Raw genomic sequence first — 22,766 nt, 5'->3', positions numbered from 1 at the left:
CCGACGGCGCCGGTGGAGACGCCGTCCGTTCGAACGGCGCGCGGGAAGAGCGTCGATCAGCGCAGCGTCTCGAGAGTCTCGGCGGCCTCGCGGGCGGCCTCGAGACACTCCCGGGCGTAGCGGGGGTCGTCCGTCGCCGCGGCGTTCCCGGCGAACTTCTCGAGGGCCGCGACGAGCGAGTCGCGGGCGGCCTCGAGGTCGCCGTCGGCGGACCGAGCGGCCCCGCCGGCCCCGGCGCCGTCGATCGATCGCCGGTCGCCGGCGGGCGATCGGGCGGAGCGTTCGCGGTCGGCGTCGGTCGAGCGCGTGGCCGCCGAACGGGCGGTCGACGGCTGCCGATCGCTCGCGGAGGCGGCGGTCGGTTGCTCCTCGCTCGCGGCTCCCGGTTCGGCCGCCGCGGTCTCGTCGGCCGCCGGACTCGAGTCGGCGGTCCCGCTCGCGTCGGCACTCCCCGTCTGTTGGTCGCGCTGGCGGTTCCGACGCGCGGCCGCGGCGTCGGTTTCGGGGGTCTCGTCCCCCTCGGAACCGCCGGCCGCCGGGCTCGAGTCCTGGCGGCTCGGCTCGCGGTCGGCGGCCGTCCCGTCGGCCGACTCGTCGGGGGCTTCCTCGGCCGATTGGGCCTCGAGTTGCGTCCCCTCGACGGCGTCGGGGTTGCCGTGACAGCTCGGGCAGAAGGTGGTGCCGTCCATCTGGAACAGGGGGTCGCCGCAGGTGCCGCAGTGGGCGTTGGTCATCGTCGCGCCCTTGAGCAGCAGATCGCTCATGCGCTGGGTGGCCTGTCGCTCCTCCTGGTCGCGCTCGTACTTCTCCCGGAGTTTCTCGCGCTCGGCTTCCTTGTCGAAGTCGCTCATGGTCGTCTAGAGACGATGGAACGTCGAAAAAGCTGCGAAGGGGAGCGGGGCTACTCCGTCCGACGGTACATCCCCTTCGAGGCGGGCCGGGTCTCCTCGAACCCGAACCGCTCGTAGAAGCCGTCGACGTCCGCCACGAGGTTCACGTACGCCCGCGGCGGAGCGGTTTCCTCGATATAGGCCTCGAGGCGTTCCATGATCCGGGTTCCGAGGCCCCGACCCTGATGCTCGGGGCGGATCGCCATGTCCGAGATCCGGTAGACGGTGCCGTCGTCGCCGACGATCCGGCCCATCCCGACGACCTCGTCGGTCGGGACGTGGACCGCGACGACGCCGTACAGCGAGTTCGGCAGGCCGCGTTCGATCCCTTCGAGCGAGCGCGGCGGCATGCCGGCGGCCTCGCGCAGCGCGGCGAACGTCTCGGGATCGGGGAGGTCCTCGCGAATCCGGTACGAATCGGCGTCGTCCGTATCGCCGTCGTCTGCAGCGGACATACGACACTCGAGGCGCGCGGTCGAAAAGACGGTACCGGGTTCCCTCGCGCGGGGGCGAGTCAGAAACGGTCCGCGAGCGCCGCCTCGACCGCGTCGACGGCCGCCTCGGGGGTCTCGACGGTCTCGAGGTCGACGTCGATCTCGGAGACGTCGTGGGTCTCGAGGCCGACGACGGGTCGGTCGTAGATGCCCGCGAAGCCGATCTCCGAGAGGGTCCCGACGCCGCCGGTGAGCGCGATTACCGCGTCACCAGAAATCTCCGATTTCTGGTTGGCACGAAAATCGCGAAGCGATTTTCGAACGTCGCCGTTCATGGGGACGAGCGCGTTCCGAGCGTGGCCGAGCCCCGTCGCGATCGGGACGTCGACGTAGTCGTTCGCCTGTGCGGTGCGGTCGCTCGGGAGGATTCCGATCGTCGTGGCGCCCTCAGCTTTCGCGCCGCGACAGACGGCTTCCATCGTCCCGCCGCGGCCGCCGCAGACGACCGTGTGGCCGCGGGCCCCGAGTTCCCGCCCGACGGCTTCCGCGCGGGCCGCCTGTTCGTCGGTGATCGCACCGCCGCCGATGACGCTGACGCGCATACCCGATCGACGGCGAGCATCGGCAATGATCGATTCGGTTCCTCTTCGGCGGTCGCGTTCGTTTCCGCGCTCGTCGGCCTCGAGACGGGGCGCTCGAGGGGTGACGCCGGAATGGCTCGAGGCCGCCGGTCGACGAACGTCGGATTTGAACCCGGAAACTGCGCAGGATGTGCTGGTTCGTGTAATTCGCTGGGACGCAACGAAACGAGTGCGGCGACAGTCGACAATCGTCGAAATACAGCTCGTTGAACCGGGTAACGAAGCGGTTTCCGACGGATTTAACGCGTAGCGTGGTAGAGATTTACGTGGTATGACGAAAGTTAGCGTAGTCGGAGCGGCCGGCACGGTCGGGGCCGCTGCGGCGTACAACATCGCGCTTCGGGACATCGCCGACGAGCTCGTTCTGGTGGACATTCCGGACAAGGAAGACGACACGATCGGCCAGGCCGCCGACGTCAACCACGGCGCGGCCTACGATTCGAACACGACGATCCGACAGGGCGGCTACGAGGACACCGCGGGCTCGGACGTCGTCGTCATCACCGCCGGCATCCCGCGCCAGCCGGGCCAGACCCGGATCGATCTGGCCGGCGACAACGCGCCGATCATGGAGGACATCGGCTCCTCGATCGCCGAGCACAACGACGACTTCATCACCGTCACCACGTCGAACCCCGTCGACCTGCTCAACCGCCACCTCTACGAGACGGGCGACCGGGCCCGCGAGAAGGTGATCGGCTTCGGCGGTCGGCTCGACTCCGCCCGCTTCCGCTACGTGATCTCCCAGCGCTTCGACGCGCCGGTCCAGAACGTCGAGGCGACGATCCTCGGCGAGCACGGCGACGCCCAGGTCCCCGTGTTCTCCAAGGTGCGAGTCGACGGGCAGGACCCCGAGTTCGACGAGGACGAGAAGGACGACCTGCTCTCCGAGCTCCAGACCTCGGCGATGAACGTCATCGAAAAGAAGGGCGCGACCCAGTGGGGTCCGGCGACCGGCGTCGGCCACACGGTCGAGGCCATCGTCCGCGACACCGGCGAGGTGCTCCCCTGCAGCGTCAAACTCGAGGGCGAGTACGGCCACGAGGACGCCGCCTTCGGCGTTCCCGTCAAGCTCGGCTCGGACGGCGTCGAGGAGATCGTCGAGTGGGACCTCACCGAGTTCGAGCGCAACCAGCTCGGCGAGGCCGCCGAGAAGCTCTCCGAGCAGTACGACGAGATCTCGTAATCGCGGTCGTCTCGGTTTCGAACCCGCTTTTCTCGTCGACACCGGGGGTAAAGAGACGCGTAGCGTCCGCGGCTACGGTCGGCGAACCCGCATTTCGACGGTTCCGGGATCGAGCGAGACCTCGATCGACGGCTCGAGCGACGTCGAGACGCGGTCGAGCCGGACCCGACGCGCGATCGTCGCCAGCGACAGTTTGAGCTCCGTCATCGCGAACCGCATGCCGATACAGTGTCGCGGGCCCCCGCCGAAGGGGAAGGCTGCGTACTCGGGTCGATCGGCGTCGTCGAGCCAGCGCTCCGGACGGAACGAATCGGGAGCCGCCCACCAGCGCTCGTCGCGGTGGATCCCGTACATGTTCAACTGGATCGTCGTCCCGGGCCCGACGCGGACGCCGTCGAGAGCGGTCGGCTCGCGGGGCTCCCGGTGGAGGAACGGCAGCGGCGGATAGAGTCGCAACGCTTCACGGCCGACGGCCTCGGCGACGGTCAGTTCGGGGAGATCGGCGAACGTCGGATCGCGGTCGCCGCAGACGGCCTCGACCTCCCGCTCGAGCCGGTCCCGAATTTCGTCGTCGGCCGCGAGGAACCAGCAGGCGTAGGTGAGCGCGGTCGCGGTCGTCTCGTGGCCCGCGAGCAGGAACGTCAGCAACTGATCGGAGATCTCGTCGGCCGAGGGACGGGTTCCGTCGGGATACTCGGCCGTCGCGAGCAGCGAGAGGAGGTCGTCGCCCTCGGCGTCCGATTCCCGGCGCTCCGTCAGGAGCTCCCCGACGAGCGCTTCGACGTCGGCCGTGGCGCGCTCGTACTCGCGTTCGGTTCGCCGCGGGAGCCACGACGGCAACACGGCACCCGGGCCGAAGAAGTCGGCTTCGAGGTACGCGCCCATGGCGTCGACCCAGCGTCGCACGCGGTCGGCGCGGTCGCCCTCGAGCGGGAGGGCGAACAGCGATCGCGTGAGCGCGCCGAGGGTCAGCGCCGACAGCCGCTCGTTTACATCGATGACTTCTTCCTCGGGCCAGCTGTCGACTTCTCGGACGGTCTCGTCGACCATGACCTCGGCGTACGATTCGATTCGCGCCGGCGTGAACGCGTTCTGTAAGAGCAGTCGCTGCCGTCGCCACTGCTCGCCTTCGGAGAAGAACACGCCTTCGATACCGACACCCTCGCCCAACTCGTGTTCGAACGATCCCCGCCAGAACTCGTCGCTCCGGGAGACCAGCACCGCCTCGACGAGATCGGGGCGGGACACGACGACGAACTCGCGACCGAACGCCTCGTACCGGGCGAGGTCGCCGTACTCACGGATCGCCTCGAGGAACGCGAGCGGTTCGCGGGCGAACGAGATCGTGTTTCCGACGAGCGGGAGGCCCCGGGGGCCCGGAAGCGAGGACGTCGACGGTCGTGTGTCGCTCATAGCTCTCGGTTCGCGCCGACGGGACATCGTCGCTCGTTCGAAGCACTGAACGTCTTTATATAGGGCTGTCGAACGTCCGCTGTGCAATCGGCCGATCTCACCCTTCGGCTCCCGCCCGCGATGCAGTCGCCGGCCCCCGAGGCGACCCTCGAGTCGGTCCGGCGCGAGGAGGTGCTCTCCTGGGAGATCGACCGCGAGGCCCGGCGAATCCGCTTCCTGTCGCTGATCGTCGGTGACCCCGACGTGCTCGGCGATCTGGCCGACGACCTCGAGCACATGTACCGGTACGACCTCACGCCGGTCGACGCCGACACGTTCTACGGCTACGTGGAGATGGACCTCCGGAGCTCCGACGTGACGCTCCTCGAGGCGTTCGATCTACCCGGCCTCGTGATCGTCCCACCGATGGTATACACGGGCCGGGAGAGCGTCCACATCACCGTTCTCGGCGATCCCGAAGCGATGCCGACGCTGCTCGAGCGCATTCCCGACGGCGTCGGCGTCGAGGTCCGGCGCGTGAGCGAACACCAGCGTCGCGCGGAGACGCTCGCGGGACGGCTCACCGCCCGCCAGTTCGAGGCGCTCGAGACCGCGCAGGAACTGGGCTACTTCGACGTCCCGCGAACGGGGTCGCTGGCCGAGGTCGCCGCCGAACTGGACTGTTCGGAGAGCGCGGCGTCGACGCTGCTCCGGACGGTCGAGTCGGAACTGGTCGACGCGGCGCTGGGGGAGTGAGATCGAACCGGCGTCACGCAGCCGCGGAGTGGACGGTCACTCGACGCGCTGCCAGACGTACCACGCCTCGTCGCGGGGTTCCTGCCCGCGAGTCCACCACTGCGCTTCCCAGACGGCGCCGTCGTGGTTCACCCGATCGCCTGCGGTGTAGATCTCGTCGGGAGTCCACGCGGGAACGTCGCGGTCACCGCCAGCGTCGTTGTCTCCGTCGCTTCCGTCTCCATCGCTGCTGTCTCCATCACTGCCGTCTCCGTCGTCGACCGTCGACCCGTCGCCGCTCGAGTACGTCCGCCCGTTGATCGCGACGTCGAGGGTGTCGAACGTGACGTCGCCGCTCGTCCCGGACCAGTACTCGTTGCCGACTTCGATGCCGCTGAGCAGGAGGTCGTCGCTCACGCCGCCGATCTCGGTCTCGACGTAGGACATGATGGCCGTGAGGTCGACCGTGCCCGAGGTGGTGGGATCGGCGAGTCGGAAGATGTGGAAGTCAGCGTCGGTGCCGCCTGAGTCGTAGCTTATCCAGTGGTCGATGGCGTTCCCGTGAGCGTCCTCGATAGCCCCCGGCGCGACCGGGTCGCCGTGGCCGTGCTCGTCGCCCCAGTCCAAGACCAGCATGATCTCGTGGGTGTGCGGGCCGTCCGGGTTCGGTTCGCCGTCCATGAGCCACCACTCCTCGGCGAGGTTCCAGTTCTCGCCGTCGATGTCGACGTCGACGTCGAACGTCAACTCGAGTTCGTCGACGTCGCCGCGGGGGACGGGGAACGCGTCGACGCCGCTCTCGGTCCCCCACGGCTTGGTGCCGAGGAGTACCTCGGGATAGTTGGGTTCGCCGCCGGCCGTTCTGGTCGCCCACTCGTAGCCGTAGGTCCCGTCGTCCGCGGCCCAGATGCACATATCGACGTCGGCGCCCCACTCGTTGTTGATGAGCAGGAAGTCGCCGTCGCCGACGTCGAGGGTATCGGACGAGCCACACGCCTCGGTGACCGCGTCCCGAGCGGCGACGCTCGAAGCACCGAGTGTCGTCGCCGCGAGCGCGCTGGCCCCGAGTTGCAGGAAGCGTCGGCGGGAGTTTCGGACGGGCGTCCGGGCGTTCGTCGTCTCGATGTTGCGGTTCGTCTCGCCGGTCTCGTCGATCTCTCGTGACATGGGTTTCTCCGCGCGCCATCGCCGTCGAATCCGGTCGACGACCGTGCGCCTCGACGCTCGTCGAGCAGGGTTCGATCGATAACGGCGCGTATTAATATAATAAAACTAGGCCAAAATATTAGTTCCGCAAAAATCGTATCGATGGTCGAAACGCGCTCGACTAACGAGGGAGCGGGCGTCGTCCGGTCGCTCGAGCGATCACCAGGTCAGTCCATCGGCGGTCGGTGACGATCGCGTGCGGCGAGAACGAGCGGTTGACGACTCGAGACGGTGACTCGAAGATCGGTGCGAGACGGAAGGAGGGCGATCCACTCGAGTGGCGCTCGTCGGCCGCGGCCGTCAGGGGATCAACTGCTCGCCGTCGTCGTCGTAGATCTTGATCGCGTCGACGGGACACGTGCGAGCGGCGAACTTCGCGTCCAGTTCCGACCCCTCGGGGACCTCGCGGACGAAGAGTCCGTCCTCGACCTCCTCCGAGTCGTTCAGGACCGCTTTCCCCTTCGACGTGTCCTTCTCGAACTCGCTCCACTCGGCGACGCACTGGTACATCCCGATACAGACGTCCTCGTCGAATTCGACCTTCATGCGTGGAAGTTGGATCGATCGTCGTAAATCGGTAGCGGTCGGGAGACGTGTTTAGTGTTATCGTTAAACAAATGTCACCAAAATATTAGTATCGATCGGATCGTCTGGTACATCCCGATACAGACGTCCTCGTCGAATTCGACCTTCATGCGTGGAAGTTGGATCGATCGTCGTAAATCGGTAGCGGTCGGGAGACGTGTTTAGTGTTATCGTTAAACAAATGTCACCAAAATATTAGTATCGATCGGATCGTCGATTCGAACATGGATCGAGAGCGCACCCGACCGGCGGGGGATCGCGACGAGATGCGGGCGGTGGCCGATCCGCTCGGCCGAGCGATGCTCGCACACCACCGCGACGAACCGGGGGAACTCGTCTATCGCGACGGCGCTGCCACTCGGGACGGCAACGTCGAGGCGTTCTATTTCTCGTCCAGCGAGTCCTGGGACCGACCGACGATCGAGGCCCTCGAGCGACTGGCCGACCGCGAGCCGATCCTCGACGTGGGCTGTGGCGCGGGGAACCACCTCCTGTGGTGGGCCGACCGCGACGTCCGTGCCGTCGGCGTCGACGCGAGTCCGAACGCGGTACTGACGGCCCGCGAGCGGTTCGAGGTCCGCAGGACCTCGAGGCGGAGTTGCGTGGAGCGACGCTCCACGCACCGTTCGAGCGGGCTGCGAGGCGGTGGAGCCGCCTCGAACGGAACGGCGAAGCCGTCCCCCAGCCCGCGAGAAGACGGCGAAGCCGCGGAGCGGGGTCTCGAGGACGTGCTCGTCGGCGATATGTTCGCCCTGCCGGTGCCGACGGACGCGTTCGGGGCCGTCCACGCCGTCGGCACGCAGTTGGGCCTGGGCGGCTCGCTGGCCGGGATTCGCGAGTTACTTCGGGAGTTCGCCCGCGTCACGGCCGACGAGGCGACGGCCGTCGTCGACAACTACGATCCGACCCGGCTGGACGACTGCTTCGGGTACCGGTCGGATCCCCGCGAGGGAATCGCCCACCGGTGTTTTCACCTCGAGTTCGAGGGCGAAGACGCCGACGGCGAGCGGTACCGCGAGATCGGTCGGACGCTCCACTTCCTGCTGTGCTCGCCCGCTCGACTCCGCGAGGCGACCGCCGAAACGCCGTGGCGCGTCCGCGACGTGCTCCGGGCCGACGGAGACGCTCATTACCGTGCGGTACTGGGAAAGCCGTCCCTCGAGAGCGAGTAAGCGGGAACCGCGTCCGTCGCACGTCTCCGGAACCGTCCTCGAGCCAACGCTTTTCCAGCGGGTCGTGGAACGACGCGGTACGAGACGAAATGGTCGCACTGTCGTCTACGATACTCGTCGGGACTGCGATCCTCACCTGTCTGTTCATGTCGTGGGTACTCGGGGCCAACAGCAACTCGCCGCCCTTCGCGCCCGCGATCGGCGCGAACGCGATCTCGACGATGCAGGCCGCGTTCGTAATCGGGCTGCTCGCGGCCGCGGGGGCGCTCATGCAGGGCGGGAGCATCTCCGAGACGGTCGGCGCGGATCTCATCGACGGCGTCGCGATCACGCCGCTGGCCGCCACCGCCGGCCTGCTGACGGCGGCGACGTTCATGGCGATCGGGATCTACACGCGGTATCCGATCCCCGCCGCGTTCGCGACGACGGGCGCGATGGTCGGCGTCGGCCTCTCGCTGGGCGGCGATCCGGCCGTGGCGACCTACCGTCGACTCGGGATCTTCTGGGCGCTGGTGCCGATCATGTCCGGCGGGCTGGCGTACGCGACGGCGACGGTCCTGCGGCGCGACGACGTCCCCGAGACGACCGGGGTCCCGCTGCTGGCCGGCATCGTCGGCGCCATCGTCGCGAACGTCCGGCTCGGGGTGATCCCCGATCCGACCGCCGAGCAGGGAACCCTCGCCGGATTCGTCGCCCGGCGGTTCGGCGGCGGCCCGGCGCTCGTCGGCGAGTTCGACCTCGGCACCGCCCTCGTGACGGTCGGCGTCGGCGCCCTCGCGTTCTACTGGGTCCGCGAACGGGTTCGCGACTCCGTCGAGGACGGCATCCGCTCGTTCCTGCTCGTTCTCGGCGGCATCGTCGCCTTCTCCTCGGGCGGCTCGCAGGTCGGCCTCGCGACGGGGCCGCTCGAGAACCTCTTTCGGACGGAACTCGGCCTGCCGGGAATCGTCCTGCTGGCGCTCGGCGCGACCGGCATCCTCGCGGGCGCCTGGATGGCCGCGCCGCGCCTGCTACAGGCGACTTCGCGGGAGTACGCCCAGCTCGGGGTCCGGCGCTCGATCGCCGCGCTCGTGCCGGGCTTTATCGTCGCGCAGCTGGCGATCGCGCTCGGGATTCCGATCTCGCTGAACAACATCGTCCTCTCGGGGGTCATCGGCGGCGGGCTGGCCGGCGGTTCGGCCGGCGTCTCCCGCCGGAAGATCGGCGTCACGATCACCTTCTGGCTGCTGACGCTCGGGAGTTCGACCGCGGTCGGCTACGGGCTCTACCGCCTGCTCGCGGCCGTCATCGGCGGGTGATCCCGTTCGGGAACCGGCGTCTCACTCGAGGACCGTCACCGGACGCGAGGTCCGTTCGACGACGGTCGCGGCGATTCCCCGGCCGAGAAACCGCCGAACGAAACCGCGCGTGTCGGACCCGTGGCCGTACATGACGACGTGGTCGACGTCCGCGTCGCTCGCGTACTGCGGGATGATCGTTCCGGGCCGTCCCTCGACCGCCTCGACTCGAACCCGCGCCGTCGCGGTCGGTCCCGCGACCGACTCGAGCAGGTCGGCCGCGCTTGACCGCGCCTGCGACGAGCGGTCCTCGCTTCGCTCCAAGACGCCGCCCTCGCTGAGCGGCGCGTCCAGCGGGGTCACGACCGCCAGCAGAGTGATCTCGGCGTCGGGGAACGTCTCGAGGGCGTAGGCCAGCGCCTCGTCCTCCCGCGGACGGCCGAGCGTCGGAACGAGGACGCGGTCGGGATCGATCATGGGGACGGGTTCGGTCGCCACGGCCATCGGTCTATCGCCGGTATCGTCGCCGACCGATCGCGGGACGACGAGCGGCGACTCGACGGTCGGCGTTCGGTTACCGTCCTCGAGTCGGTCGACACGCTCGAGTCGCTTGCGAGGTACTCGAGTCGCCGAGAGTGTGAAAAACGCAGCCGTCGAAACGGCGATGAGACCGCCTCAGAGGACGGCCTTCGCCAGTCCGAGGAAGATGAAAAAGCCGAGGACGTCGGTCATCGTCGTGATGAAGATCGTCGCCGACGTCGCCGGGTCCTTCCCGATCTTGTCGAGGACCAGCGGGATGGTCGTTCCGAAGAAGCCGGCGATGACGAGGTTCAACACCATGGACACGCCGAGCACGAGCCCCAGGAGGGGGCTCTGGTTGAACACCGACGCGATGACGGCGACGAGGACGCCCGTGATGAGGCCGTTCGCGGCGCCGGCGATGATCTCGTTGACGACGGCTCGACCCCCGGTCGACAGCGAGATCTGATCGAGGGCGATCCCGCGGACGGTCACGGCCATCGACTGCGTGCCGGCGTTCCCGCCCATCCCGGCGACGACCGGCATGTACACCGCCAGCAGCGTGAACGCCGCGATCGTGTCCTCGAAGAAGCCGACCGCGCCGGCAGCCAGGAACGCCGTCCCGAGGTTGATGATCAGCCACTTGTACCGGTACCGGACCTTCGAGAGCGGGCCGTCGAGGATGCTCTCCTCTTCCTGGACGCCCGTGAACTCGTAGAGCGTCTCGGTCGCCTCCTCCTCGACGACCCGGAGGAGGTCTTCCGCGTAGATGACGCCCATGACGGAGCCGTCGTCGTCCAGGACGGCCACGGAGCTCTCGGGATGCTCCCGGAACACGTCGAGGACCTCCTCGTCGGCCGCGTCGTACGCGACCGTGGGCGTCTCGAGGACGTGGTCGCGAAGCTCCACCGGACCGTCGTCGCTCATCGCCAGTACCTGTCCGGGCAGTTCGCCGAGGAGTTCCCCGTCCTCGGTGACGAAGATGGTCGGGATCCGGCCGGTCCGGGCCTCGTGGCGCTGGACGCGGTTCGAAATCTCCTCGAGGCCGCGGTCGGCGTCGACGGTGACGTAGTCGAGGTGCATGAGGCCGGCGGCGCTCTCGGAACTGAATCCGAGGAGGTACTCGACGCGCTCTCGGCGGTCCTCGTCGAGTCGCCGGAGCACGGCCGTCCGCGTGTCTTCGGCCGCCAGTGCGAGAATATCCGTCACTTCGTCGGGGTCGAGTCGCCGGACGAACTCCCGCAACTGGTCGGGGTCCATGTCCTCGACGAGCGACTGCTGGATCGTCTCCGGGAGGAGGAAGAACACCTCCCGCTGGCGGCTTCGGGACAGCCGCTGGAACTCCGCGGCCGGCGTCGACGACGTCGCGATCGCCTGCTGGACGTCCGTTAGCTGTTCGGCCATACGTCGAAGACCTTCACGTCGTCCTAAACGGTTGGGGTAGCGGATAGAAATCGGACGACGGTGTGGCGTTGGCTCCCTGAGAAACTCCCCTCGCGAGCAGCGGTGCTGAGACGATACTTTAAACCGCGGGACGCGCCAAGGACGGATAATGAATCTCGAGGAGCTGACGGGGCTCCCGCCCGGCGCGACCGACCACTTCCGGGGGGAGGGAATCGAGGAGCTCTACCCGCCCCAGGCCGAGGCGGTCGAGGCCGGCGCGACCGACGGGGAGAACCTCGTCGCGGCCGTCCCGACCGCCAGCGGGAAGACGATGATCGCCGCGCTCTCGATGCTGTCGGCGATCCAGCGCGGCGGGAAGGCGCTCTACATCGTTCCCCTGCGAGCCCTCGCCAGCGAGAAAAAGGAGGAGTTCGAGGCCTACGAGGAGTTCGGCGTCACCGTCGGCGTCACGACCGGAAACTACGAGAGCACCGACGACTGGCTCGCGACGAAGGACATCATCGTCGCGACGAGCGAGAAGGTCGACTCGCTGGTGCGAAACGGCGCCGACTGGCTCTCCGAGCTGACCTGCGTCGTCAGCGACGAGGTCCACCTCATCGACGACCGCAACCGAGGGCCGACCCTCGAGGTCACCCTCGCGAAGCTCCGCCGGTTGAACCCGGGGATGCAGGTCGTCGCCCTCTCGGCGACCGTCGGCAACGCCGACGAGATCGCCGACTGGCTCGACGCCGCCCTCGTGGATACCGACTGGCGACCGATCGACCTCCAGATGGGGGTCCACTACGGCAACGCCCTGAACTTCGACGACGGCTCGACCAGGGAGGTTCCCGTCGAGGGGTCGGAGAAGCAGGAGGCCGCGCTCGTTCGCGACATCCTCCGGGAAGGGGGGTCCTCGCTCGTCTTCGTCAACTCCCGGCGCAACGCCGAGGGCGCGCACCCAGCGCTCGCTCGTCGAGGACGCCTTCCGCGACCGCCTGCTGAAGGTGATCTCGGCGACGCCGACGCTCGCCGCCGGCGTGAACACGCCCGCCCGGCGAGTCATCGTCCGCGACTGGCGGCGCTTCGACCCCAGCGCGGGCGGGATGGCCCCGCTCGACGTCCTCGAGGTCCACCAGATGATGGGTCGGGCGGGCCGTCCGGGGCTCGACCCCTACGGCGAGGCCGTCCTGCTCGCGAAGAGCCACGACGAGAGCGAGGAGCTGTTCGACCGCTACATCTGGGCCGACCCCGAGCCGGTCCGCTCGAAGCTGGCGGCCGAACCCGCCCTGCGGACCCACGTGCTCGCGACCATCGCCTCCGGCTTCGCCCGCACGCGCGGCGGACTCCTCGAGTTCCTCGAGGCCACTCTCTACGCGAGCCAGTCGAGCGAGGCGGGCCGACTCGAGTCGGTAACCGACGACGTGCTTGACTACCTCGAGCGGAACGACTTCATCGAACGGGAGCGGGACAGCAGTAGCGACGAAGCGGACGGCAGCGACGACGGCCCGTTCACCTCCGCCGCCGACCTCGCCGAACAGCAGGCGGCAAAGCGCGAGGAGACCCTCGAGGCCACCAGCCTCGGCCACAGCGTCTCGCGGCTCTACCTCGATCCGATGAGCGCCGCCGAGATCGTCCACGGCTTAGAGCGGGCCGACGAGCGCCCGACCGCGCTCGGTCTCTACCAGCTGGTCTCGCGGACGCCGGACATGTACGAACTCTACCTGCGCTCGGGCGAGGACGAGAAATTCGGCGAGCTCTTCTACGAGCGCCAGACCGAACTGCTCGGCGACGCCCCCAGCGAGTACGAGGAGGACCGCTTCGAGGACTGGCTGGCCGCGCTGAAGACGGGCAAACTGCTCGAGGACTGGGCCGAGGAGACCGAGGAGGAGACGATCACGGACCGGTACAAGATCGGTCCCGGCGACCTCCGCGGGAAGGTCGACACCGCCGAGTGGCTGCTCGGCGCCGCCGAGTCGCTGGCCGCGGAGATCGACAGCGAGTGGACCGTCGCCGTCCGCGAGGCCCGCGCCCGCGTCGAACACGGCGTCGGTGAGGAGCTGCTCGAACTCGTCAGCGTCGGCGGCGTGGGCCGCAAGCGCGCCCGTCGGCTCTACGACGCGGGTATCGAGGAGCCCGCGGACCTGCGGACCGCCGACAAGGGCGTCGTACTGAGCGTTCTCAAAGGCGAAAAGACGGCCGAGAACATCCTCGAGAACGCCGGTCGCGAGGACCCCTCGATGGACGGCGTCGAGCCGGCCGGCATCGACGTAGACGGTGCGGACACCGGAGACTCGAACGGCGGCGACGAAGCGGCGGCGGCACGAACCGAATCGGACGACAGCCAGTCCAGTCTGGGTGATTTCTGATGGAGCTCCTGGAGTGTACCCTCTCGATCGACGACCTCGACGCGTTCGTCGCCGACCTCGGTGCGATCGGCGACCGCCACGACGTAACGATTCAGGCCTTCGACGCCCGCTACGTCGCCGGCCGGGCCCACCTCGAGCGGGCCGTCGATCTGGCCGATCGGGCCATCGCCCGCGGCGAGAACGTCGCTCGCGATCGGGCCGTCGAGATCCTGCTGTACGCCGCCGGCCGCCGCCAGATCGACCGCGCCCTCGAGATGGGCGTCGACGAGGGCGAGACCAGGGCCGTGGTCCTCGTTGACGAGGATTCCACCGGAAACGAAGGGGTTCGCAGCGACGGGGACGGGAACGCCGACGCCGACGAAACGGCTTCCCTCGAGGCCGTCGCAGACCTCGCAGCCGTCGTCGCGACCGAACCGACGCTCGAGGAGCCCGACGAAGAGACGCTGTGTTCGTTCTTCGAGATCACCGACGCCGAGCGCGGGGCGACCGACGCCTCGCTGTCGGCGCTGGTTCGGGAGCGAGTGGCCTTGCTCGAGGTCGAGAAATAGTCGGTATCGGGCGAGAGCGGAAATCGCGATCGGCGATACTTCAGTCGTCCGCGGGTTCCTCGAGCCGTCCCTCTCTCGCCTCCCGGAGGCCGTCGCAGATACCGCCCTGACTCGACATGTTGACCTGAGCGAGCCGGCCCCGCTGGTGGACGAGGTCGAACGAGTCGGCGTCGATCGGCTCGCCCTCGGGCGTCCGGAACAGCACGTCGTCCGGCCCCGAGACGAGGTCGGTCTCGCGGGCTTTCTCGAGGTAGCGTTCGATCGGTTCCGCGGGGACGCTGACCGCGAACGAGCGGTCGCGGACGTAGACGGCGACCGCGGCGTCGTCCCCGTCCGCTTCGGGCCGCTCGAGGTCGCGGGGACGGAGGGCGACGATCGCCTCGGCGTCGAGCCCGGCCTCGAGCAGCGTCTCGACCGCGTCGTACTGGCGGGCCACCCGAGCCTTCTCGTCGAGTTCCGCGCGGACCGCCGCGACGTCGCCGTCGGCGTCCGGAAACGCCTCGGCGAACGAGAGGTCCTCGTTGACGCCGCGGTTGATCTCCGCCTCGTGCATGTGTTCGCTGAGCGTGATCCGGGCCGCCTCGACCGCCGAGAGCGACTCGATTTCGTCGCGGGCGTCGACGGCCATCATCCAGGCGAAGGCGGGCGAACACCACGCCGTCGGGAGCGTGAATTCGACCGCGACGCGGTCGCCGTCGATCTCGATCCGATCGACGTACTCGAGTTCGACGATCGAGCGGTCGAGTTCCGGATCGGTGACGCGGTCCAGTCGGTCGCGGACGGCCGTCCGCGAGGGCTCGGACGTCGAACCGTCGGATTCGGTCCCGGTCATCAGTCGTCGGCCGCCGCGGGTTCCTCGCTGGCGTAGTGGTCCCCGAGATCGAACTCCCGACTGATCTCGTCGTCCCGGAACTGGCGGCGCTTCTCCTCGATGTCGATATCGTAGAGTTCGGCCGCGTTCTCGCCCATGACCTTCTGCTTCGTCTCTATGTCCCACTCGACGCCGTACTCCATGCGGTGTTCCTGCGTGAGTTCGGCCTCGAGGACTTCCTCGACGAGCCAGTCGGGATTCCACAGCGCGTAGTCCGAACCGAACAGGATGCGATCCTCACCGAGCCACCAGAGGAGTTCGGACATGATCTCGGAGAACTTGCCCGGCCGGTTCTGGGCGAACGGCGCGGCGACCGCCAGCCCGCCGTAGACGTTGTTCTCCTGAGCGGCGATCCAGCAGAAGTCGTCGAGGCGGGGGAGTCCGACGTGCTCGACGACGAAGTTGAGTTCGGGGAACGACGAGGCCGCGTCGTCGACGTCCGCCACGTCGAAGGCGTCGCGGTTCAGCGGCCGGATGGTCGGCCCCTTGTGGGCGTGGATGTTCTCGATGCCGAGTTCGGCGCACTTCTCGAGGTAGCGGAACGCCTCCTCGTCGTCGAGGCGCCACCCCTTCGACTCGCCGCGCCACTCGGCGGTGTAGAGCTTGACACCCGGAATGTCGTACGTCTCGTGGAGGTCCTCGAGGTACTCGAGTCCCTCGTCGCCGTCACGCGGATCGAAGGAGCCGTTGAGCACGAATCGTTCGGGATACTCGGTCGCGAGCTCGGCGTTCTGTTCGGTGGTGTTGAACCCCTCGACGTAGAAGTCCGAGAGGTACGTCGGCTGGAAGATCGCCATGTCCGCGGCCGCGTTGCCGAACAGGTCCTCGACCATCCGGTCGGGACCGTACTTTCGGTACTCCTCGATGCTCCACTCCCGCTCCTCCGGTGTGAACGTCGTGTGGTAGTCGTAGAAGCACTGGATGAACTCTTCCCCGCCGTCGTGATCGATGTTCTCCGTCGTGGCGTCCCACAGATGGACGTGCGCGTCGATGACGAAGATCTCCTCCCCGTCGTGCTGATACATGCCACACTGAACGTTGTTACCATTCCACATTACTCTTTTTCAGACACGACTGAGTTACGCATTCACACCAGTTTTCTCGGTTTAAATGAGCGTACTCTGCAACTGATATCAATATCTGAATATTCACACGGGCCGATATCGGTGGGGAATGTTATCACGAATGACGGTGAACTGTGACGCGATTCCATGCAGGCAGCCAGACTCCACGAGTACACCGACGAGATGAGCGAGGCGCTGCGGATCGAGGATATCGACCGCCCCGACCTCGAGCGATCGGATCAGGTACTGGTCGAAGTCGAGGGGGCAGGGTGGTGCCAGACGGACAACCACATCATTGAGGGCATGTGGACCGACTACGCGCCCCAGGACCTGCCGATGACGCTGGGCCACGAGAACGCCGGCGTCGTCGCCGAGACGGGCGACGAGGTGACGCTGGTCGAGGAGGGCGACCCGGTGATCTGTCACCCCGTCCAGACCTGCGGCATCTGCCGGCCCTGCCGCCTCGGCGAGGACATGTACTGCGAGAACAGCGCGTTCAACGGACTCACGACCGACGGCGGCTTCGCGGAGTACCTCCAGACCAACGAGCGCGCGGTGATTCCGCTGCCCGACGGCGTCGATCCGGCCGAGATCGCGCCCCACGCCGACGCGGGGATCACGGCCTACCACGCCGTCAAGAAGGCGGTCGACGAACTGAACCCCGGCGACACCTGCGTCGTCGTCGGCGTCGGCGGCCTCGGCCACATCGGCCTCCAGTGTCTCGAGGCGATGAGCGCCGCCGACATCGTCGCCGCCGACATCAAAGACGAGGCCCTCGAGCTGGCCGAGGACCTGGGCGCTCGCCACACCGTCAACTCCGCCGAGGAAGACCTCGCGGACGTGATTTCGGACGTGACCGACGACGAGGGGGCCCAGCAGGTGATCGACTTCGTCGGGAGCGACGAGACGACCGGGCTCGCGGCCGACGTCGTCGCCGCGGGCGGCGACCACCACATCGTCGGCTACGGCGGCCACATCCACGAACCCAGCCAGGCGCTCGTCGACGGCGAGTTCTCGTTCCGGGGCACGCTGGTCGGCAAGTACGCCGAACTCCAGGAACTCGTCGCGCTCGTCGACCGCGGCGACGTCGAGTTGCGCACCGAGCGCCACGACTTAGACGAGATCAACACGGTCGCGGAACGACTCGAGCACAACGAGATCGAGGGCCGAGCGGTGATCCAGCCGCCGTGATGCGACCGAAGCGGCCCGAGGTGGGCCGCCGACGGCAACCGTTGCGGTCGTCGCCGGTCAACAGCCGGGAGCTCGCGACCGGCGGCGATCCCGTTCTAACGGCAAAAATTCGGACGGACGGTTTTCGGGCGGTACCTCGGCCGAGCGTCCCCGGACGGCCCTCGCTCGGCGCGGCGCTCAGCGGGTGGGACGGGACCACGGCTCGTCCGAATCGGAGCGTTCGTATCGAACGCCCCGCCCGCACTCCGGGCAGTTGAACTGCCGGAACTCGACCTCGCTCCCGATGAGCGGCACGGTCTTCGAGGTTCCCTCGCCGCTGAGCCGCATCTCGACGTCACAGACCGAGCACGTCGGCGGGTCCGTGATCGGATCGGTCTCTACGGCCATCGCTATACGTGTTGTACGTTAGCATTCATCCCACTTCAGCCATTCGCCGACGCCGTTCGACGGAGCCGAACTGAGCTACTGGCGTCGTCGATCGATACGCGACCTCGCCGCCGCTATCCTCTTGTGTGGCCTCGTGATACGCCCTGCATGGCCACCCTCGAGGACCCCATCGAGATCGGCGGCGTCACGATCCCCAACCGGCTCTACCGTGCGCCGCTGCTCGAGTGTGCCGGCAACGGTCCGGACGCCGTCGACGCGCTGATCGACGACCTCGATCCGGCCGCCGAGTCGGGCGTCGGCCTCGTCTGTCAGGGGGCGACGATCGTCCGCGGCGACGGCGGCTGCGCCGCGCCGGGGATGACTCGCGTCCACGATCCCGACTTCGTCTCGCGACTGTCTCGGCTGACCGACCGCATTCACGACCACGGGAGCCGGATCTTCGTCCAACTCGAGCACGGCGGCCTCCGGAGCATGGAGACCTGGCACGCCGAGTACCGCCGGGAGCATCCCGACCTCGAGCAGCTCGCGGTCTCGCGGCCGCCGTGGCAGCTGCGACTGCTCGACCGGCTCGGGTTTCTCTCCTACGACCCGCACGTCCTCTCGACCGACGAGGTGTACGAGCTCGCGGCCGATTTCGGGCGGGCGGCGGCGTCCGCGGTCGACGCCGGCTACGACGGCATTCACCTCGCGGGGGCCAACATGGGTATCGTCCAGCAGTTCCTCTCGCCCTTTTACAACCGACGGGACGACGAGTTCGGCGGGAGTCCGGAAGCCAGACTCGAGTTCCTCGCCGTCGTCCGCGACGAGATCCGCGAGCGGGCCGGCGACGTCCCGCTGATGACGAAGGTGCCCGCGGAGACGCCCGCGCCGCCCGCACCCGTCGTTCGCCGAAAGCTGTCGCTCGAGGACGGCGTCGAGATCGCCCGTCGACTCGAGAAAATCGGCTACGACGCGGTCGTGCCGGTTCAGACGTCGGTCGTCTGGGACATGAGCATCGTCCGCGGGGAGTATCCGGAGCGGGCGTGGAACAACGAGGGATTACAAGCGGAGTACGACGCGGCGTTCGGCGGCGCGGCGCGCAAGCGACTCGTCTCGCTGGCCAACCGAATTCAGTCGCTACGGTACGATTTCGAACCCGCGTGGAACGCCGACTTCTGTCGGCGCGTTCGCGAGCGGGTGTCGATCCCCGTGCTGGCGGAGGGGGGCATTCGCGAGCGCGAAGAGATGGACCAGCTACTGGGAGGTGCGAACGGCGAAAGTTTCACTTCAGGCACGCCGGCCTGCGACATGGTCGGCATGGCCCGTCCCTTCTACGCCGAACCGAAACTCGGGGCGCGGCTCCTCGAGAGCGGGACTGGCGGCGAGACGAGCGAACGCACGCGCGTCCTCTGTGAGAGCTGTAACAACTGTACCGTTCCGCAGGTCACGGGCGCCCCCGGCATCTGTCGGACGCCGGACGTGCTTCGGGCGCGGGGCGAACTCGAGCGTGAGGGGGCGTACGAACGGCCCGAATCGTAGCTTATCCGGAGACGGTGCCGTTCGTCAGTTCCTCGAGGGTTTCCTCGACCGTGTAGTCGGGGGCCTTCACGCGGAACTGCGAGTCCGTCGATCCCGCGAAGTAGAGCTGGAGCGTGTACGAACCGTCATCCTGGATCGGTGCTATCTCGCTGCGATCTTCCTCGAGTTGCTCGAGAGTGACCATCTCACCGGCGTACTCGGAATCGGTCGTCCCGTTGATTTCGTACTTTTGCCATTCGGCGTCGACGGCCGACCCCTCGAGCGGATAGCCGCCGTTGATCCACCCGCGGAGCCCCTCGTCGATCGCGTACGCGTGTTCGTACCCCGCGTCGATCAGGGACGCGGCCCGCTGAGACGATAGGTGGTGTGGACACTGGCAGTAGGTGACGATCCGGGTGTCTTTCGACCACTCCTCGACCGGATCATCGTCGACGCTGCCCGCGTCCTCTGCTGGCGAGAAGACGGCACCTTTGATCCGCGCCTCGTCGTACTGGGTCCGACCGCGCGCGTCGGCGAATCGCGCCTCGTCGTTTTTGTACCACTCGTAGACGTCGTCGACCGGGGCGAGCGGAACGTCGACGCCGCTGGGCGTCGAGTACAGTTCGTAGTCGAATTCGTTGGCCGCGGTCGCATCGCTATTGTTACCGAGACAGCCCGCAACTACGCCCACCGTCGTCGCCCCGCTGACGGCGAGGAACGTCCGTCGGTTCATACTCGACCACTAGCGGCGACGACGAGATAGGGCTTCTGGTGACGGAAGGCGCTCGCCGGACCCCCTCGTTTCGGGTGGAAATCGCCAGCAGTGACTGGGGAGTGTACTCGAGTCGAAAGAACGGGAGGAGTAGTCCATCCTGGATTCGAACCAGGGTCGAAGCCCCCAGAAGGCTTCAGGATTGGCCGCTACCCCAATGGACTGACATGTCTCCGTTGGTGTCCGCTTCCAACGGCGTATCTCGAGATAGTAGGTACCCGTATTAGAGTGTTACGAACTTAGATAGTCGGTACAGCGTGGCTCGTAGTGTTCCTTTCGGTGGCAATTAGCACAGAGAACGATACACTTCTCGATCACACTCTCGATTCTATCCTTCGAATATCCGAAAGAGACCATCTTTCCGACAGCCATCACCTTTTCATCTTCATCTATATGATGGAGGTCTAAACACCGTGGGTCGTCCTCGTCACATCGATTACAACCCTGATCGTGCTTATATTCATACACCCATGCTCGATGTCTCGCTCGTCGATCAAGGGACCGTTCTGTATTCCAGTCGGCGTTCCGATAATGCCACCGCTGATCGACCGTGAGGTCCGCCCACGATGTCTCCTCGGAGAGTTCGACATCGTCAGGTTTCGGTCCGACTCGAGACCCCCTCGAGTACGATGTTTCGAGCCCCGCCTTCTCCTTCGCACCGTTCCAACCACCACACGTCCGAATAATCGTCGCGGACGCCGGCGTCAATTCCAGCTCCTCGTACTGTGCCTTCGTCGGCGACTCCCGGAGTCGCTGGGCGGCTTCGCGTAGCGCCTCGAGGCACTCCGCCTCCGTAGTCACACCCCGGTTGGCCGCTCGATACTACATAAATCCCCGGACGAGCCCGGCACGCCCCGCCCTCAGCCCGAACCGACATCCCTTTTTCCCGGTCGCGCGCACGCTCGAGTATGTACGTCGGACGATTCGTCGTCGTCGGCCCGGAGGGAGGCGCCTACCGCGTCTCCTCGCGATCGTTCCCGAACCGCGAGCTCACCGAGCGAGACGAGGCCCTGACCGTGGGTCCCACCGAGGACGCTCCGGAGACGGACAACCCCTACGTCTCCTATAACTGCCTGCGCGTCGTCGAGACGCCGACGGGCGAGACGGCCGCCTTCGGCAACGGCTCGCACGTCGATCCGATCGCGGAGAAACTCGAGTTGGGCTACCCGGCCCGCGACGCCCTCGCGGAGAGCCTGCTCGCGCTGGACTACGAGAAGGACGACTACGACACGCCCCGCATCGCGGCGACGATCGGCGCCGACGGCGAGGCGCTGATCGGCACGGTTCGGAAGGACGCCCTGCTCGTCGAGACCGTCGACGAGCCGACGCTGGTCGCGACCTACGAGAAGAACGCCCCCGAGCCGATCGACTTCGAGGCCGAGAGCGCCGACGCGGCGGCAAGCGAAGCGTACGACCTCGAGTTCGAGCACGCGGTCTGTGCGGCCGGCGTCGTCCGGACCGACGACGGCTTCGAGACGGCGATCGAGAACAGCGACTGAGCCATCGCAACGCGAAGAAAGGGGTGAGCGATCAGTGAAAACGGCACTGGTCACTGAGCCGGTCGAAACTCCTCGGATCCGCAGACGCAGGAGTCGATTCCGATCGGGCGGATTCGCCCGTCCGATACCACTCTCGCAGCGTACGCCGAATTACACTGTTTGCAGACGGCCACGATGCGGGCGCGGTCGCCCACGAGGATCACCCCGATATCAACAGGACGGCCAGCATATTCAACCCCTATAAAGGATATCGTGTCAGTTGCCGGCGCGAGAAAGTCGTTCGGAGACTGCTATCGAGCGACCGGACAACCTACAAACCGCTCGCACCTGTTAGACTCGCGCATGAAAGTCGGACTCATCTCGGACGTCCACAGCAACCGGGTCGCCCTCGAGGCCGTCCTCGAGGACATGCCCGCGGTCGACGAACTCCTGTGTGCCGGCGACGTGGTCGGCTACAACCCGTGGCCCGCAGAGTGCGTCGACGAACTCCGCGAGCGGGGCGTGCCGACGGTGATGGGCAACCACGACGCCGCGGTCGCCGCGACTACCCCGTTTCGCTTCAACGGGATGGCGAAGGCGGGCGTCGAACACGCGAAGAAGCGCCTCGACGACGACCAGTTGGCGTGGCTCGAGTCCCTGCCCGCCGAGCGCCTCGAGTGCGACGGACGGGTGAAACTCGTCCACGGCCACCCGGACGATCCCGACCGGTACACCCGCTACACGTATCCGGACGAGTTCTCGCCGCGGCTGCTCGGCGACGAGGACGTTCTCGTGCTCGGCCACACCCACGTCCAGGGCGTCGAGACGTTCGCGGAGGGGATCGTCGTCAACCCGGGCAGCGTCGGCCAGCCCCGCGACGGCGACCCGCGGGCGGGCTACGCCGTCGTCGACCTCGACGCGATGACCGTCGAGACCCACCGCCTCGAGTACGATATCGAGGCCGTGCAGGCGGCCGTCGCGGAGGCGGGGCTCCCCGAACGGATCGGCCGACGACTCGCCCGCGGGAAGTGACGGCCCGCCGGTCGGTGGCAGACCGCGGGGAAACGAACCCTTTTAGGCGCCCTCGGCGGTATGCCAGGATATGGTAGCCGCCGGCCACACCGGGCGTACCGACAGGGAGTATCCTCGTCGCGACAGTGGCCGGTGTTGCT

22 protein-coding genes, 1 tRNA gene and 1 pseudogene are annotated in these 22,766 nt (G+C 67.4%); 10 read left to right on the top strand and 14 right to left on the bottom strand.

From position 1 onward, the window contains the following. Positions 1-56 precede the first annotated feature (56 nt). The 3 genes from HTZ84_RS17770 to HTZ84_RS17760 are packed head-to-tail and all read right to left on the bottom strand — an operon-like array spanning position 57 to position 1,926. Entirely contained in the window at positions 57-851 is a 795-nt protein-coding gene (locus tag HTZ84_RS17770; protein WP_174681897.1) for an Sjogren's syndrome/scleroderma autoantigen 1 family protein, read from the bottom strand. 50 nt (positions 852-901) lie between these two features. Then, entirely contained in the window at positions 902-1,345 is a 444-nt protein-coding gene (locus HTZ84_RS17765; RefSeq protein ID WP_174681896.1) for a GNAT family N-acetyltransferase, read from the bottom strand. Positions 1,346-1,404: 59 nt separating this feature from the next. Beyond that, on the bottom strand, positions 1,405-1,926 hold the full coding sequence (locus tag HTZ84_RS17760; protein ID WP_174681895.1) for an LOG family protein: 522 nt from the start codon (positions 1,924-1,926) through the stop codon (positions 1,405-1,407). A 310-nt stretch (positions 1,927-2,236) separates the two neighbouring features. On the opposite strand from HTZ84_RS17760, the gene mdh reads away from it, so the two are divergent. Further along, on the top strand, positions 2,237-3,151 hold the full coding sequence (gene mdh / locus HTZ84_RS17755; RefSeq protein ID WP_174681894.1) for a malate dehydrogenase: 915 nt from the start codon (positions 2,237-2,239) through the stop codon (positions 3,149-3,151). A 72-nt stretch (positions 3,152-3,223) separates the two neighbouring features. On the opposite strand, the gene HTZ84_RS17750 is transcribed toward mdh, so the two are convergent. Next, positions 3,224-4,564, bottom strand: coding sequence for a cytochrome P450 (locus HTZ84_RS17750; protein WP_174681893.1), 1,341 nt, complete (start codon positions 4,562-4,564; stop codon positions 3,224-3,226). Positions 4,565-4,645: 81 nt separating this feature from the next. On the opposite strand from HTZ84_RS17750, the gene HTZ84_RS17745 reads away from it, so the two are divergent. Continuing rightward, on the top strand, positions 4,646-5,299 hold the full coding sequence (locus HTZ84_RS17745; RefSeq protein ID WP_174681892.1) for a helix-turn-helix domain-containing protein: 654 nt from the start codon (positions 4,646-4,648) through the stop codon (positions 5,297-5,299). A 36-nt stretch (positions 5,300-5,335) separates the two neighbouring features. On the opposite strand, the gene HTZ84_RS23055 is transcribed toward HTZ84_RS17745, so the two are convergent. Next, positions 5,336-6,445 carry a carbohydrate-binding protein gene (locus HTZ84_RS23055; RefSeq protein ID WP_174681891.1) on the bottom strand — a complete coding sequence of 370 codons (1,110 nt, stop codon included), beginning with the start codon at positions 6,443-6,445 and terminating at the stop codon, positions 5,336-5,338. 339 nt (positions 6,446-6,784) lie between these two features. After that, complete coding sequence (locus HTZ84_RS17735) at positions 6,785-7,030, bottom strand: ferredoxin (protein ID WP_174681890.1); 246 nt, start codon at positions 7,028-7,030, stop codon at positions 6,785-6,787. Between the two features lie 263 nt (positions 7,031-7,293). On the opposite strand from HTZ84_RS17735, the gene HTZ84_RS17730 reads away from it, so the two are divergent. Together HTZ84_RS17730 and HTZ84_RS17725 are read left to right on the top strand one after the other, a co-directional pair. Then, on the top strand, positions 7,294-8,241 hold the full coding sequence (locus HTZ84_RS17730) for a class I SAM-dependent methyltransferase (RefSeq protein ID WP_174681889.1): 948 nt from the start codon (positions 7,294-7,296) through the stop codon (positions 8,239-8,241). A gap of 89 nt (positions 8,242-8,330) precedes the next feature. Then, positions 8,331-9,539: an inorganic phosphate transporter gene (locus tag HTZ84_RS17725; protein ID WP_174681888.1), complete on the top strand. Its 1,209-nt coding sequence runs from the start codon at positions 8,331-8,333 to the stop codon at positions 9,537-9,539. Positions 9,540-9,560: 21 nt separating this feature from the next. Here HTZ84_RS17725 and HTZ84_RS17720 read toward each other — a convergent pair whose 3' ends face one another. Continuing rightward, entirely contained in the window at positions 9,561-10,022 is a 462-nt protein-coding gene (locus tag HTZ84_RS17720) for a universal stress protein (protein WP_394353282.1), read from the bottom strand. Between the two features lie 171 nt (positions 10,023-10,193). Continuing rightward, entirely contained in the window at positions 10,194-11,441 is a 1,248-nt protein-coding gene (locus HTZ84_RS17715; RefSeq protein ID WP_174681887.1) for a magnesium transporter, read from the bottom strand. Positions 11,442-11,589: 148 nt separating this feature from the next. Here HTZ84_RS17715 and HTZ84_RS17710 point away from each other — a divergent pair. Together HTZ84_RS17710 and cgi121 are read left to right on the top strand one after the other, a co-directional pair. Next, positions 11,590-13,786: pseudogene (locus tag HTZ84_RS17710) on the top strand (DEAD/DEAH box helicase). Beyond that, the gene (cgi121, locus tag HTZ84_RS17705) at positions 13,786-14,334 is read left to right on the top strand and encodes a KEOPS complex subunit Cgi121 (RefSeq protein WP_174681886.1); all 549 of its coding nucleotides are present in this window, start codon (positions 13,786-13,788) and stop codon (positions 14,332-14,334) included. Before HTZ84_RS17710 ends, cgi121 begins: the two are co-directional and overlap by 1 nt. Before the next feature lie 40 nt (positions 14,335-14,374). On the opposite strand, the gene HTZ84_RS17700 is transcribed toward cgi121, so the two are convergent. Together HTZ84_RS17700 and HTZ84_RS17695 are read right to left on the bottom strand one after the other, a co-directional pair. After that, on the bottom strand, positions 14,375-15,166 hold the full coding sequence (locus tag HTZ84_RS17700; protein WP_174681885.1) for an iron-sulfur cluster assembly protein: 792 nt from the start codon (positions 15,164-15,166) through the stop codon (positions 14,375-14,377). Beyond that, entirely contained in the window at positions 15,166-16,230 is a 1,065-nt protein-coding gene (locus HTZ84_RS17695; protein WP_174681884.1) for an amidohydrolase family protein, read from the bottom strand. Before HTZ84_RS17695 ends, HTZ84_RS17700 begins: the two co-directional genes overlap by 1 nt. A gap of 186 nt (positions 16,231-16,416) precedes the next feature. Here HTZ84_RS17695 and HTZ84_RS17690 point away from each other — a divergent pair, with 186 nt between their 5' ends. Further along, on the top strand, positions 16,417-17,460 hold the full coding sequence (locus HTZ84_RS17690; protein WP_174681883.1) for an NAD(P)-dependent alcohol dehydrogenase: 1,044 nt from the start codon (positions 16,417-16,419) through the stop codon (positions 17,458-17,460). A 177-nt stretch (positions 17,461-17,637) separates the two neighbouring features. On the opposite strand, the gene HTZ84_RS17685 is transcribed toward HTZ84_RS17690, so the two are convergent. Continuing rightward, entirely contained in the window at positions 17,638-17,847 is a 210-nt protein-coding gene (locus tag HTZ84_RS17685) for a hypothetical protein (RefSeq protein ID WP_174681882.1), read from the bottom strand. Between the two features lie 147 nt (positions 17,848-17,994). On the opposite strand from HTZ84_RS17685, the gene HTZ84_RS17680 reads away from it, so the two are divergent. Further along, on the top strand, positions 17,995-19,365 hold the full coding sequence (locus tag HTZ84_RS17680) for an oxidoreductase (protein WP_174681881.1): 1,371 nt from the start codon (positions 17,995-17,997) through the stop codon (positions 19,363-19,365). A gap of 1 nt (position 19,366) precedes the next feature. Here HTZ84_RS17680 and HTZ84_RS17675 read toward each other — a convergent pair whose 3' ends face one another. From HTZ84_RS17675 to HTZ84_RS17665, 3 genes are all read right to left on the bottom strand, one after another. Then, positions 19,367-20,077 carry a rhodanese-like domain-containing protein gene (locus tag HTZ84_RS17675; protein ID WP_174681880.1) on the bottom strand — a complete coding sequence of 237 codons (711 nt, stop codon included), beginning with the start codon at positions 20,075-20,077 and terminating at the stop codon, positions 19,367-19,369. A 130-nt stretch (positions 20,078-20,207) separates the two neighbouring features. Further along, positions 20,208-20,280 (bottom strand) — tRNA-Gln (locus tag HTZ84_RS17670). A gap of 67 nt (positions 20,281-20,347) precedes the next feature. Beyond that, positions 20,348-20,917: a homing endonuclease associated repeat-containing protein gene (locus tag HTZ84_RS17665; RefSeq protein WP_174681879.1), complete on the bottom strand. Its 570-nt coding sequence runs from the start codon at positions 20,915-20,917 to the stop codon at positions 20,348-20,350. 107 nt (positions 20,918-21,024) lie between these two features. On the opposite strand from HTZ84_RS17665, the gene HTZ84_RS17660 reads away from it, so the two are divergent. Continuing rightward, positions 21,025-21,615 (top strand): IMP cyclohydrolase, encoded by a 591-nt coding sequence (locus tag HTZ84_RS17660; RefSeq protein WP_174681878.1) that lies wholly within the window; start codon positions 21,025-21,027, stop codon positions 21,613-21,615. Positions 21,616-21,957: 342 nt separating this feature from the next. Next, on the top strand, positions 21,958-22,626 hold the full coding sequence (locus tag HTZ84_RS17655) for a metallophosphoesterase family protein (protein ID WP_174681877.1): 669 nt from the start codon (positions 21,958-21,960) through the stop codon (positions 22,624-22,626). Positions 22,627-22,766: the final 140 nt, after the last annotated feature.

It is taken from the genome of Haloterrigena gelatinilytica, from assembly GCF_013342145.1.
In the GTDB taxonomy this organism is placed as follows: domain Archaea; phylum Halobacteriota; class Halobacteria; order Halobacteriales; family Natrialbaceae; genus Haloterrigena; species Haloterrigena gelatinilytica.
Note: the sequence above shows the minus strand (reverse complement) of the source record. Positions and strands in the feature narration are given on the sequence as shown.